The following is a 13,082-nucleotide window of genomic DNA, read 5'->3' as shown; positions in this document are numbered from 1 at the left end:
CGCCACCACCCCCGCCCGACTGCCGGCACACGCCGCCGCCACCACCGTTGGCGGGCAGGCCCCAGCCCAGGTCCAGGTCGCCGTACCGGAGCGGATCCACCCCTTCGCCCAGCCAGAAGCCACTCCCCGCGGAGAAACCCTCCAGGCCCGTGCAGCCCGTCACCCCCAAGCCCACCGGAGCGAACAGCCCTCCCCGGAAGCCCTTGCCGCTCGCGTCGATCACACCGTCGTTCGTCACCTTGCCCCGGGCCACGAACGCCAGCACGCCGCCGGTGCTGCCATCCCACTCCTGCGCGACGAGCCCCGTCCCTCGGGGGATGACGACGTCCTCGTACTCCGGGACCCGGATCACCTGCGTGACACCCTCCGCGTAGGCATGGGCCAGCGGCGCGGCCAACTCCAGCGCCTCCTCCGTGCCGGAGCGCACGCGCTCCACCCGCGCCAGCTCCCAGACGCCCACCGGGCCTCCGGAGAGTTCGATGAGGACGGGGTCATTCCCCTCCAGGGTGGACCCCATGCCCTGCATCTGGACCACCAACACCAGGTCCCCCCCCGAGAAGCCGCGGGTGGAGAGGAGCGGGATCCGGGACGTGCCCGCGGCGACGGGCTTCGTCACCTGGGCGTAGTCGTTGATCACGGTGTCCGGACCGCGTGCGGTGTAGTGCACGCCGCCGGACCCGAGGAAGAGCAGGTCCGGCGTGGCCAGGACTGCGGTCCCGGCCAGCACCACGCCGGCCACCAATGCCTTGAGGAGCGCGGGCTTCGTCATCATCGGGTCTCTCCGGTGCCCGGCTCACGCTTGGGGCTCGGCGTCTTGTCCGCCTGGGGGTCGACGATCAGGAACTCCACGCGGCGGTTGTTCTCCCGGCCGACGGAGGTCAGGTTGCTGTCAATGGGGCGGTCCTGTCCGTAGCCGTAGGCCGCGAGGCGCTCGGGCGGGACCTTCTTGCCAATCAGGTACTGGCGCACCGCCTCCGCGCGGCCCTGCGACAGCCGGCGGTTCGCGTCCGGCATGCCCCGGTCGTCGGTGTGCGCCCCGACCGCGATCAGCGGAAACTCGGGGTGCTCCAGGATGACCTGCGCCACCCAGTCGAGCACCGGGTTGGAGCGCGAGTTGACGCGCGTCTGCGCGGGCTCGAAGTAGATCTTCCCTCGCGTCTCCAGCCGCGTCGCGTGGAGCACCACCAGCGGGAAGATGTGCTGCGGGCAGCCCTGGTTCTCGTACGTGCCGACTTCATTCGCGCAGCTGTCGATGCGGTTGGGCACGCCGTCCTTGTCCGTGTCCGACTCCGGGCAGCCGTCGCGCTCCACGGGCCCCGCCTCGTTCGGGCACGCGTCCTTGTCGTTGTCGAGCCCGTCCTTGTCCGCGTCGCGCACCGGGCAGCCCTGGTTCTCTGGCGGCCCCGCTGCGTTCGGACACGTGTCCGAGTCGTCGTCGGTGCCGTCCTTGTCCGTGTCGCGCAGCGGGCAGCCCTGGCTGGACGCGGGCCCGGGCTCCACCGGGCACATGTCCAGCGCGTCCTCCAGGCCGTCGGTGTCCGTGTCCTTCTTCTCGCAGCCGTTGCGCTCCAGCGTGCCGAACACCGTCGGACAGCGATCGATGCCGTTGGGCACCCGGTCGTTGTCCTCGTCCATCTCCGGGCACTCCTCGATGGTGTGCGCCAGTCCCGGCTCGCAGTTCACGGAGGACTCGCCCGGCCCGCGCCGCGGCGTCACGTTTCCAAAGGCCCCGCCCACCATCAGACGGAAGAGCGGCGTCCCCGGCGCGCTGCCCACGCCCATGCCCGCGAGCGCGAACAGCTCGAAGGACGGCTTCACCAGGTAGCGCGCGCCGGGCAGCAGCTCCACCGCCCCGGGCTGCGCCGTCAGCGGCACCATGCCCCGCACGTTCAGCTCCCAGCGCAGCCGCCGCCCGGTGGTCGCGAGCGCGGCGCCGATGCGCAGCTCGTTGCCCACCTCGTCCACCAGGATGCCGGGCCGCTGGGTGAGCGCCTGGCTGGGCCGGGTCAGGAAGCCGACCTCCAGCCCTCCGCGCAGGAAGCCGAAGTGCCGCCCCACCATCAACCGGGGCGCAAGCCTCAACGCGCCATCCCGCGCGAGCCCCGCCTGACTGCCGACCGGCAGCCCCACGCCCATCTCCAATGCCAGATCCACGCCCCCGCCATCGTCTTGCGTGAGCAGCCCCGCGCGAGCGCTCACCGCGGGCGTGCCCAGCGCGAAGTTCGCCGGTGCGGAGATGTTCTCGCCTGTCAGGTCCGAGCCGCTCTGGTACGCGACCACCGGCAGCTGCAGGCCGAACTGCAACCAGCCTGTCGCGGCATAGGCCACGGCCAGATGCGTGGTCGCGCGGCTGCCGATGATGCGGAACGTCTCACCATCGCGCTCGAAGAGCAGCGGATCATGCGCGTACTGCATCGCCACGGTCGCCCGGTAGTGGCCGGCGGGCAGCAGCTCTCCCAGACTCACCAGGAGTGAACCCTCGGCGCCAGGGTTCAGCTCCAGCCGCTCCAGGTCGATGCCGGGCAACGGCGTCTGCGCAAGCGCGGGGACGGTCAGCAGGAGCGACAGCAGTTGCAGATGGCGCAGGAGCATCCTTCGTTTCATCGCTCTCCCGGAGGGTAAGTCCTGGCGTGGGCTGCCCGAATCCGTGTCGTGATCCATGGCCCCCCGCCCTCGCGCAACACTATAACAGCAGCTCGCACCCCCAGTACATTCGCGACGAAATGCTTATCGATGCCCGCAAGCACTTGCGGACCCGTGCCGTCGCGTGTTTCTAATTTGTCAGGCGATCACCCATCCCGATGAAACAGGTGGCGGGTGACCCTGGGGGCTTCCGTGGCGCGGGAGAATCAATGATCGCGAATGCTGCGCTGCTGGCGAACCAGACGGAATTCGACTTCCAACTCGGGCCCCACGCTGCCGAGGATGTCACGGTATTCGGTTTTAAGGCAGACGAGTCGGTGTCTCAGCCGTACTCCGTTGAAGTCTCCCTGACCCCCAATCCAGACGTGGAGCTGGATGACACGGCGTTGCTTGGAAAGGACGCGCGGCTCACGGTGCAGTTGGGTGACGGCACGGCCCGCTTCTTCCACGGCGTCGTCGCCCGCATCGACCGCCGGGACGAAGGTACGGGGCCGCAGCGCCGACGCTATGGGGTGACGGTGGTGCCCCGCCTGTGGACGCTCCGGCACACGCGCCGCAGCCGCATCTTCCAGGAGCTGACCGTCCCGCAGATCGTGCACAAGGTGCTCGACCAGGGTCAGGTGGAACACCGGCTGGCGCTCTCCGGCAGCTACCGCAAGCGTGACTACTGCGTGCAGTACCGCGAGTCGGACCTCGACTTCATCTCCCGGCTCCTGGAGGAGGAGGGCATCTTCTACCTCTTCGAGCACGGCGAGGACGCGCACACGATGGTGCTCGGCGACGCCGCGTCGGCGAACCCCGCCATGGCGGGCGAGCCCAAGCTCGTCTTCCGCGAGCGCTCGCGGATGGTGGCGGAGAAGGAGTTCATCCACACCCTCGCCGCCAAGCTGGAGGTCCAGCCCGGCGCGGTGGCGCTGCGCGACTTCAACTTCACCCGCCCCGCGCAGGACCTGGGCGCGCAGAGCGCCGACGACGGGGGCGAGTCCGCGCTGGAGATCTACGACTACCCGGGCCTCTATGACGAGCCCGGGGCCGGCAAGGCGCTCGCGAAGATCCGCCTGGAGGAGCTGCGCGCCCGCGTGGAGACCGTGTCCGGCGCCAGCTATAGCCGGCGCCTGTGCGCGGGGCACACCTTCGAGCTGGCCGAGCACCCGGACGCCGCGCTCAACCGCAAGTACCTGCCCCTGTCCGTGCGCCACACCGGCCAGCAGGCCGAGGCGCTGGTGGCGGAGCAGGCCTCGCTGGGCTCCAAGGAGGGCTACCGCAACGAGTTCCTCTGCCAGCCCGCCCAGGTGCCCTTCCGGCCGCCCCGGGTGACGGCGCGCCCGGTCATCTCCGGGGCGCAGACGGCCATCGTCGTGGGCCCCGCGGGCGAGGAGATCCACACCGACGAGCACGGCCGCATCAAGGTCCAGTTCCACTGGGACCGCGAGGGCAAGAACGACGACAAGAGCTCCTGCTGGATGCGCGTGAGCCAGGCGTGGGCGGGCCCGGGCTGGGGCGCGCTGTACCTGCCGCGCATCGGCCAGGAGGTCGTCGTCGAGTTCCTGGAGGGAGACCCGGACCGGCCCATCGTCACCGGTAGCGTCTACAACGGGCAGAACCCGCCGCCCATCGATCTGCCCGCGGAGAAGACCAAGAGCACGCTGCGCTCCAGCTCCAGCCCCGGCGGCGACGGCTTCAACGAGCTGCGCTTCGAGGACGCCGCGGGCGCGGAGGAGATCTTCCTCCACGCCCAGAAGGACCTGAACATCGTCGTCGAGAACGACAAGACGCAACAGGTCGGCGGCAACGAGACGCTCCTCGTCAAGAAGGACCGCAGCCGCACCATCGAAGGCAATCAGTCGCTCGAGGTGAAGAAGAACGACGACTCCGTCATCGGCGGCAACCAGACGCTGTCGGTGTCAGGCAACCGCTCCACCTCCGTGGTGGGCAATCACAGCGAATCCGTGATGGGCGACCAGTCCGTCCAGGTGAGCGGAAACCAGAACATCGCGGTCACCCTGGCCTCCGCTGAAACGGTCGGGCTGGGAAAGATGCTCAATGTCGGTGGAGCGCTCGCCGTCACGGTGGGCGCGGCCCTCAATGAGCTGGTGGGCGGCCTCCGGTCCGAACAGGTGGGCGGCGCCAAGGTGGAAGTCGTTGGCGCGAAGAAATCCGAGACCGTGAAGGGCTCCCGCACGCTCCAGGTCGGCGGTGACCTGTCTGAAGAAGTGCAGAAGTCTCGCACACTCAAAGTGGAAAAAGACTTGCTGTTGAGCGTGGGGGGAAAGCTCAACCACGCCGTCAAGGATTCCTACACGCTCTCCGCCAAGGAGATTGCCCTGGTGGCCCAGGAGCAATTCACCTTGAAGGTCGGTTCGGCCACCCTCCAGGTCAAGAAGAACGGAGACGTGGTCATCAAGGGCGCCAAGATCGAAGTCACCGCGAGCGGTGACGTGATCATCAAGGGCTCGAAGATCTCCGAGAACTAGGCCACGAATTCCCAGACAATGATGCGCACCCTGCAATCCCTGTCACGGGCCGCGACCTGTCGTCCCGGCGTCGGGGCCACGAGCTGGCCCCGCTTGTTCTGCCTCCTCGCCGCCGTGCTGGCGACGGGGTGCGTGAAGCGCGTGGCCCAGCAATGCGAGACGCCGCCCCCCTTCTACGTGGTGCTGGACGTCTCCGAACAGGTCAACCCCGATCCCCGCGGGCGCTCGCTGCCCACCGTCGTCCGGGTCATCCAGCTCAAGGACAGCGCCCGGCTGGAGCGCGCCAGCTTCCGCGACCTGTGGAGCCGCGCGGAGGAGCTGCTCAAGGATGACCTGCTCCAGTCCTCCGAGTTCGTCGCCGCGCCCGGACAGACGAACCAGCGCTGGCTGCAGCGCGACCCCAAGGCCCACTTCGTGCTGACCATGGGCCACTTCCGGCAGCCGCTCGGCTACTCGTGGCGCACGGTGGCGGTGCTTCCGCCGGTGCCGGAGGAGCAGTGCGTGGAGCGCCCGGCGGGCGGTGACCTGGGGCCTCCCAAGCGGGGCGACCAGGAGCTGCGCTACCGGCTGCAGGGCTACCAGATCGATCTCATGCTCCAGCCGCCCGTCTCCACCTGGGTGCCGGAGCCTTCGCAGCAGCCATCCCCCGGTGTGATGCCGGAGCCCCGGAGAGGTGCATGAAGTCCCCTCAACGCGTCGTGTGGTCGGAGGGCATGTTCATGAGCCCCCACCACCTCCAGCAACTGGACATCTACCACGAGGCCCTGCTGGACACGCGGCTGGGCTCGCTGGAGCCGTACCCGTGGGGCGTGGTGTCCCTGGCGTTCGACATGGAGTCGCTGCGCGCGGGCCTGGTGCAGCTGTCCAGCTTCACCGGCATCCTTCCGGACGGCCTGCCCGTGTCCCTGCACAGCGGAGACCCGGAGGCCCCGGCCGCGCGCCCCGCGGACGGCGCCTTCCCCGCCGCGCAGCGCGTGCTGGACGTATTCATCGGCGTGCCGCGCGAGCGCAGCGGCGTGGAGAGCTACGGCGGCTCGGACAAGGTGGGCAGCCCGCGCTACACGCCCTCCACCCGGCCCATCAGCGACCTCACGTCGTCCACCTCCATCGTCCCGGTGTCCTTCGGCCAGCGCAACGTGCGGCTGCTCTTCGGCACGGAGCAGCGGGACGACTTCGAGGCCATCAAGATCGCGGAGCTGGAGCGGGACAAGGCCGGCAACCTGTCGCTGGTGCCTTCCTACATCCCGCCGTGCCTGCGCATCGACGCGGCGGGGGCCATCACCCACGAGCTGCGCATGCTGCTGCGGCTGCTGGTGTCCAAGCAGCGCCAGCTGTCCTCGCGCCGCCGGCACCGGGACGCATCCGCGCTGGAGTTCACCGCGTCGGACGTGACGCTCTTCCTGGAGCTCAACGCGCTCAACGGCATCATCCCGCTGGTGCAGCACGCGCTGGACGCGGGCAACCTGCGGCCCCAGGGGCTGTACCTGCTGCTCAGCCAGTTCGCGGGGCAGCTGTGCACGTTCGCGGTGAACGCCGACCCTTCCACCCTGCCCGCCTTCCAGTTCATCAACCTGCGCGCCACCTTCGAGGAGCTGTTCCGGCGCATCGGTGAGCTGATGCACGCGGTGGCGCTGGAGCAGTGCCTCACCGTCACGATGGAGGCCGGCGCGGACCGGCTCTTCCGCGGGAAGCTGGAGGACGAGCGGCTGGAGCGGTGCGGCCAGTTCCTGCTCACCATCCGCAGCGACCTGCCGGAGAAGGTCGTCGCCGAACAGCTCCCCAAGCTGTCGAAGATGGCCAGCTGGGGCGACATCCAGGGGCTGGTGCAGGCCGCCGCCCCGGGCGTGCCGCTGGAGGTCACCTACCGCCCGCCGCCGGAAGTTCCGGTGCGGCCCGGCGTCGTCTACTTCAACCTCGCCCTGCAGGACGGCTACTGGAAGAACGCCCTGCGCGACCGGACGCTCGCGCTCTACCTGCCGCAGCCCTTCGACGTGAGCACCACCAGCGTGGAGCTGCTCGCCGTCCCCACCTCCAACCGCTAGCCCCCGCTGGAGCCGGAGCGCTCGTCACGAGCGCCCTGGCACCGCCGCCCCGCCCATGGACCGAGTCAACGAAGCCACCAAGGATTGCCTCGACGCCGCCATCCAGCTCCGACGTTCGGACGCTGCCGCGGTGCCGCCGCCGGAGAAGCTGCACTTCCAGCTCCGCGGCATCGTGGACGAGCTCTTGCGCCGCTCCGCGGTGCTGGGCTTCAGCCACCAGGACGCCCAGGACATGGCCTACGCGCTGGTCGCGCTCCTGGACGAGGTGGTGCTGGGCAAGCCGGAGCCGTACCGGCAGTTCTGGATGAGCCACCTGCTCCAACTGCACTACTTCAACGAGAACGTGGCCGGTGACGGCTTCTTCGCGCGGCTGCACGCCGTGCGCAAGGACCCGCACCGCGCGGACGTCCTGCGCGTCTACTACCTCTGCATGCTCTTCGGCTTCCAGGGCCGCTACCGCATCCGCGGCGGCGAGCTGGAGCTGATGACGCTCATCGACACCGTGCAGAAGGACCTCCAGCGCGCCCGTCCGTTCGACTTCGACGTGCTGTCGCCCCACGGTGAGCGCCCCACCGAGGCGCTGTTCTCCGCCCGGCGCAAGGCCTCCATCGTGTCCATCGCCGCGGGCGCGCTGGTGGCCGCGCTGCTGCTCTACGGCGGGTTGCTCTTCAGCCTCGACAACACGCTGAAGCTGTTCATGAAGGACATCGAGGTCCACGTGGCGAAGAACGCCAGCGGAGGCGCTGCCCCGTGATCGCCTACCTCCTCTTCTTCCTCGCGCTGCTGGGCCTGGGCGGGGCCGCCATCCTCAAGCTGCACCTGCCGCCGCTCTGGGTGGCGCTGGCCGTGGCGGGCGTGGCGCTGCTGGTGCTGGGGGGCTCCTGGCTCGTCAAGCGCATCCGGGCCCGGAAGGCCGCCAAGAACCTGGAGGGCGCGCTCCAGCAGCAGGCCGCCGACGAACTCAAGACGGTGCGGCCGGATCTCCAGCCGGAGATCAAGGCGATGCAGGCGGAGTTCACCAAGGCGGTGGAGGCGCTCAAGACCTCCAAGCTGTCGCGCGGCGGCAAGGACGCGCTGGCGGTGCTGCCCTGGTACCTCATCGTCGGGCCTCCGGGCGCCGGCAAGAGCACGGCGCTGCGCAACTCCGGGCTGAAGTTCCCGTACCTGTCCTCCAGCAAGGGGGGCGGCGTGCGCGGCGTGGGCGGCACGCGCAACTGCGACTGGTGGCTCACCAACGAGGCCGTCATCCTCGACACGGCGGGCCGCTACGTCGCCAGCGAGGACGAACGCCCCGAGTGGCTCGCGTTCCTCGACACGCTCATCAAGCACCGCCCGCGCCGGCCCATCAACGGCCTCATCGTGGCGGTGAGCATCGACGAGCTGTTGACCATGGACCCGCAGGCGGCGGGCGAGCTGGGCCAGGGCATCCGCGAGCGCCTGGATGAGATCACCTCCCGGCTGCGCATGCTGGTGCCCGTCTACCTGATGGTCACCAAGTGCGACCTGCTGCCCGGCTTCGTGGAGACGTTCTCTGACTTGCCCCGCTCCGAGCGCGGGCAGCTCTGGGGCTTCACCATCCCCATGGACGCGCAGAAGGAGGCGTCCACGGACCTGCTGCTGGAGCGCTTCGACGAGCTGACGGCGGTGCTGGAGCAGCGCGCCATCAAGCGCATCGGCGAGGAGCGCCAGCAGGAGACGCGCGAGCGCATCCACCAGTTCCCCCAGAAGTTCGACGCGCTCCGCAAGACGCTGTCGGAGTTCGTCCAGCCGCTCTTCCTGGAGAACATCTTCCAGGACACCCCGGTGTTCCGCGGCCTGTACTTCACCAGCGCCACCCAGGACGTGCGCGCGGTGGAGCTGGTGTCGCCGTCCGCGGGAGAGGTCTTCGGGACGACGAACGGACGCCCCCAGGCGGAGACCAGCGCCGAGGGTCGCAGCTACTTCCTCTGGGACGTCTTCACGAAGGTGATGTTCCTGGACCAGAAGGTCGCGGTGCGCAGCTCCGCGGAAGAGCTGCGCCTGAGAAAGCGCCGGCTCGCGGTCGCGGGCGCGGCCTTCGTGGCCACGGCGCTCGTGCTCTGCCTGCCCACCCTGTCCTTCTACAGGAACCGGGAGCTCGCCCGGGAGGTCCGCGACGCCATCACCGTGGTGAAGGCGGACCGCAAGGACGACATCAGCCGGGTGCAGGACCTCACGCCCCTGCGCAAGCAGCTCCAGGAGCTGACCCAACACCGCACCGAGGGCGTGCCGGTGTGGATGCGCTTCGGCATGTACAAGGGCGACCAGCTCTTCCCCGTCGCGCAGTCCTTCTACAACGCGGCGCTGCGCCGGGTGCTCCTGGGGCTCCAGTACGAGCGCATCCAGCAGAGCCTGATGCTCTTCGCGCAGAACCAGGAGCGCCTGGACTGGAAGCCCAGCTCCAACGACTACCGCAAGCACTTCGAGGATTTGAAGATGTACCTGCTCATCACCCAGCCGCGCGCGCAGGGTGAGCCGGAGCTCGACGAGGCCCACCGCGAGTGGCTGGTGCGCAAGATGGTGGAGCACTGGACCAACGTGAAGGGCACGACGGGCCAGGTCGACCTGGAGCAGACCATCAGCCACCACGCCGCGACGTACATCCGCATGCTCGCGGAGGAGCCGGAGCGCCTGGCCTTCCCGCGCGATGACCGCGTGGTGCGCGCCGCCCGCCGGGCGCTCAACCGCGTGCCGCTGGCCACGCTGGAACTGGAGCAGATCATCTCCGACGCCAGCCGCGAGTATCCCGACGTCACGTTGGAGGAGCTGGTGGGCGCGGTCCCCGCCATCCAGGCCAGCAAGCGGATCCGCGGCGCCTTCACGAAGAACGCCTGGGAGAACGTGGTGAAGCCGCGGCTCGCCAACGCCTTCGAGAACCGCCAGACGTGGGTGCTCGACCGCGACTCGGCGGAGGACGAGCGGGCCACGCGCGCCCAGCTGCGCACGGACTACTTCGAGACGTACATCCAGGAGTGGTTCAACTTCCTGCGCTCCATCCGCGTCCAGGAGCCCAAGGACCTGGACCAGACGCAGGAGCTGGTCGACAGCCTCTTGCGCGGCAAGCCGGCCGCGTACCAGCGGCTCTTCTCGGCCCTCCAGCACAACGTGCAGTTGGAGAAGAAGCCCGCCGGGGTCAAGGAGTCCTCGTCGCCGGGATGGATGCAGCGGCTGCTGGGTGAGGAGGAGGAGGCCGCCAAGAGCCCCCCGAAGCTCGTCGACGAGCGCTCACCCAATGGCGACAAGGAGCTGGTTCCGCGCGACGTGGAGAGCGCCTTCCAGCCGCTCATCCTCTTCGCCACGGTGACGAACAAGTCCGACGACGGACAGGAGTCACAGACGGCGTTGGAGCTGTACCAGGACCACCTGGCGGTGGTGCAGGACACGCTGCTCGCGGTGAAGGAGAAGCCCGCCGAGTCGCGCCTGCTGCTCGACCGCATCCAGGTCACGCGCAAGGCGGTGGAGATGCTCATCCGCCAGCAGCAGAGCGGCGCGGTCATCCTCGAACGGCTGCTGCTGCCGCCGCTCCGGGACGTGCACGGCATCGTCTACACCGGCGTCGCGAACGGCAAGAGCAAGATGTGGTGCGAGCAGATCGTCACGCCCTACGAGCAGCTCATGGCGGACCGCTATCCCTTCGTCCGCACCTCGCTGCGCGACGCGCCGCTGCTGGAGGTGGCGGAGTACCTGCGCCTGGATGGCGGCACCATCCGCAAGTTCCACAAGGAGCAGCTGCTGGAGGACGTGGCCCCCAAGGGCCGCAAGTGGGAGTTCGTGTCCCCGCAGAGCGGCGCGAACTACCGGCCGGAGATGCTGACCTTCCTGGAGAAGAGCGGCGCTCTGGCCAGCACCCTCTTCCCGACGTCGGAGTCCGTGGATCCGCTGGTGCGCTTCCAGGTCCGCATCCGCGCGGGCACGTCCGCGGACAACGCCGCGTCGGAGATCTCCGCCGTCGCCTTCACGCTGGACGGCACGGACGAGACGTACCGCAACGGCCCGGACACCGTCTGGAAGCCGATGAGCTGGCCGGGACAGGCCGGCAAACTGGGCGCGCACATCCACGTCGAGCACGCATCCGGGGCGACGGGCGACATCGACGAGCCCGGCGAGTGGGGCCTGTTCCGCCTGCTGGAGCGCGTGAAGCGCATCGAGCCCAGCGCGGACGGCCGCTACTTCACCGCCACCTGGGAGATTGAAGACATGAAGGGCGCGCTCATCTCCATCGACATCCGTCCGGAGCGCACCAGCAACCCGTTCTTCGGCCTGTCCGGCAACAAGGGCAAGCTGATGCAGATCTTCCGCGACCCGGGGCTCCAGCCGCCCCGCGGCATCGCGCGCGGGGACTCGGCCTGCGGCGGGAACAACCTCGTGGCGCAGGACGGGCCTCCCTGATGGTGGTGGCCCCGCTCCCGCACCGCGTCGGCGTGCTCGGCAAGACGCCGCGTCACGCGGAGTTCGTCCGGCACAACACGGCCAGCCCCCTCGCCCAGCAGCTCCACCGCTGGCTGGAGGAGGGCATGGCGCGCGTGCAGCGCGCGCGGGCGGAGCTGCCCGCGACGCCGCACCGCTTCGTGTTCACCGCGCCGGGGCAGTCCACCGCGCTGGTGGGCGTGCTCACCGCGAGCGCGGACAGCGTGGGCCGGGGCTTCCCCCTGGTCGTCTTCACCGAGCTGTCGGTCGCGGAGCTGGCGGAGCGCTACGCCCTCCTGCCGGAGGCCTTCGAGCCCTTCCTCCGGGGCGGCTCGGAGCTGGTCCGGGAGGCAGCGCGCTTCAGCATCCCGGAGCTGCTGGAGCGGGCGGCCCTGCTGCACCCGCCCCGTCCGGGGGACTTCAAGCTCGCGGAGCGGCTCAAGGGCAGCATCCTCTCCGAGCACTCCTGCGCGGAGCTGCTCAAGCCCGTCTGCGCGGACAAGCCCCCCGAGGCCCGCTACTACGCGCTGCACACCTTCCTCACCGCCTGCGCCGGGGAGCACCACCGCGAGCAGGGGCTGGCCCAGGTGGTGCTGGACTGCCCGCTGGACGGGCGCATGGGCCCGGTGGCGTGGCTGGAGCTGGCCTCGCGGCTGTTGCGCTGGCCGTCCACGTCTCCGGGCTTCCTCTGGTCCGAAGGCAGCAAGCCCCGGCTGCTGCTGTGCCTGGGCGCGCCCGCGTCCACCCTCCTGCTCTACCTGGCCCAGCCCGACCTCGCGAGCTCGCAGCTCTGGCCGCTGCGCACGGAGCGGGCCGCCGCGCTCGCCAGCGCGAAGCGCGCGCTCACGCCAGCGCAGCGCGAGGTCCTCGACTCGTCCACCAGCTCCATTGAACAGCTCCTGCGCGCCGTGGCGCGGAAGGTCTGACACGCCATGACCCTCTCCGCTGAAGCCCTTCGCGAACGCTCCCGTCCCTGGCTCGGGCCCATCTCCGAGGAGAAGCCCGCCGGGGTGCAGGCCCGGCACGACCCGACCTACGAGGCCGTGTCCACGGAGGTCGCGAAGCTCGAATCGCCGGCGGGTGACGCGGTGGACTGGGCCGCGGTGGTGCGCGGCTCCAGCCAGCTGCTGCAGCACACCACGAAGGACCTGTGGCTCGCGTCCTACCTCGCCTACGGGATGTACATGACGGAGGGGCTGTCCGGCGCGCTCACCGGCATGGCGGTGCTGGCGGAGGTCACGGACCAGTACTGGCCCACCCTCTTCCCGGAGGCGAAGCGCCTGCGCGGCCGGGTGAACGCGGTGACCTGGTTCGTGGAGCGCATGGGCCGCGTGCTGCCGACGGTAAAGGTGTCGCCCGCCGACAACGAGCTGCTGACGAACGTGGGCATCGCGGCCTCAAGGCTCGCGGAGCTGGCGCGCACCCGCTTCGAGGGACAGGGCCCCGCCTTCGGCCCGCTGCTGGAAGGGGTCATGAGGCTGCGCGCGTCCATCCAGCC

General features: G+C 69.8%; 8 protein-coding genes and 1 pseudogene. 7 read left to right on the top strand and 2 right to left on the bottom strand.

Going from position 1 to position 13,082, the window contains the following annotated elements; translation table 11 throughout:
* A pseudogene (locus D7X12_RS31715) lies at positions 1-772 on the bottom strand (adventurous gliding motility protein AgmC); the annotation flags it as partial.
* Positions 769-2,592, bottom strand: a complete 1,824-nt coding sequence (locus tag D7X12_RS31710; RefSeq protein ID WP_244224898.1) for an OmpA family protein — start codon at positions 2,590-2,592, stop codon at positions 769-771. The pseudogene D7X12_RS31715 and the gene D7X12_RS31710, both read right to left, overlap by 4 nt.
* 260 nt (positions 2,593-2,852) lie before the next feature.
* Here D7X12_RS31710 and D7X12_RS31705 point away from each other — a divergent pair, with 260 nt between their 5' ends.
* From D7X12_RS31705 to D7X12_RS31675, 7 genes are all read left to right on the top strand, one after another.
* On the top strand, positions 2,853-5,117 hold the full coding sequence (locus D7X12_RS31705) for a type VI secretion system Vgr family protein (protein WP_120628980.1): 2,265 nt from the start codon (positions 2,853-2,855) through the stop codon (positions 5,115-5,117).
* 93 nt (positions 5,118-5,210) lie between these two features.
* Positions 5,211-5,798, top strand: a complete 588-nt coding sequence (gene tssJ, locus D7X12_RS31700; protein ID WP_244224897.1) for a type VI secretion system lipoprotein TssJ — start codon at positions 5,211-5,213, stop codon at positions 5,796-5,798.
* Positions 5,795-7,159 carry a type VI secretion system baseplate subunit TssK gene (gene tssK, locus D7X12_RS31695; RefSeq protein ID WP_120628979.1) on the top strand — a complete coding sequence of 455 codons (1,365 nt, stop codon included), beginning with the start codon at positions 5,795-5,797 and terminating at the stop codon, positions 7,157-7,159. The genes tssJ and tssK overlap by 4 nt, the downstream gene beginning before the upstream one ends.
* A 55-nt stretch (positions 7,160-7,214) precedes the next feature.
* Positions 7,215-7,913, top strand: a complete 699-nt coding sequence (locus D7X12_RS31690; RefSeq protein ID WP_120628978.1) for a DotU family type IV/VI secretion system protein — start codon at positions 7,215-7,217, stop codon at positions 7,911-7,913.
* A complete protein-coding gene (gene tssM, locus D7X12_RS31685; protein ID WP_120628977.1) occupies positions 7,910-11,566 on the top strand; it encodes a type VI secretion system membrane subunit TssM in 3,657 nt (1,218 codons plus the stop codon). The genes D7X12_RS31690 and tssM overlap by 4 nt, the downstream gene beginning before the upstream one ends.
* Positions 11,566-12,510, top strand: coding sequence for a type VI secretion system-associated protein TagF (gene tagF, locus D7X12_RS31680; RefSeq protein ID WP_120628976.1), 945 nt, complete (start codon positions 11,566-11,568; stop codon positions 12,508-12,510). The genes tssM and tagF overlap by 1 nt, the downstream gene beginning before the upstream one ends.
* A 6-nt stretch (positions 12,511-12,516) precedes the next feature.
* On the top strand, positions 12,517-13,082 hold a 566-nt coding region (locus D7X12_RS31675), incomplete at its 3' end, for a type VI secretion system ImpA family N-terminal domain-containing protein (protein ID WP_208719399.1).

The organism is Corallococcus sicarius (genome assembly GCF_003611735.1).
Lineage (GTDB): Bacteria > Myxococcota > Myxococcia > Myxococcales > Myxococcaceae > Corallococcus > Corallococcus sicarius.
This window is presented reverse-complemented; position numbering and strand designations above follow the sequence as displayed.